This window comes from Novosphingobium sp. B-7 (assembly GCF_000410615.1).
In the GTDB taxonomy this organism is placed as follows: Bacteria; Pseudomonadota; Alphaproteobacteria; order Sphingomonadales; family Sphingomonadaceae; genus Novosphingobium; species Novosphingobium capsulatum.
The window spans coordinates 12,779-13,196 of the sequence record NZ_KE148432.1 but is presented as its reverse complement, the minus strand read 5'-3'; the positions used below and the strand labels follow the sequence as shown (position 1 = coordinate 13,196).

General features: G+C 69.1%; 1 protein-coding gene. It reads left to right on the top strand.

Annotated elements, in window-relative coordinates:
- The coding region (locus H926_RS28930; protein WP_022677669.1) for a LytTR family DNA-binding domain-containing protein at window positions 1-418 on the top strand (418 nt) is incomplete at both ends.

Genomic DNA, 418 nt, shown 5'->3' with positions numbered 1-418 from the left:
CGACGGGCTCAGCGTGGCGCGCGCCCTCGTGCGGCAGAATCCCAAGCCGATGGTGATCTTCGTAACCGCGCACGATCACTTCGCTGTCGAGGCGTTCGATTGCGAGGCGGTCGACTATGTACTCAAGCCCGTGGCGCAAGAGCGGCTGGAACGCGCGGTGGAGCGTGCCCTGTCGCGCCAGGCTGCCTTGGCCGATCCGGCCCTTGCCCCGGCGCCCACCGTGCCCGCGACTGCCCCCGCTCACGACGATGCCCCGGCGCCGGCCGCGCAGTGGATCGAGGAATTCTGGGTGCCCCACCGCAGCGAACTGGTGCGCGTGGCCGCCGGCGATATCGATCGCATCGATGCCGAACGCGACTATGTGCGCCTGCACGTGGGCCAGCGCAGCTATCTCATGCTGCACACCATCCAGCGGCTG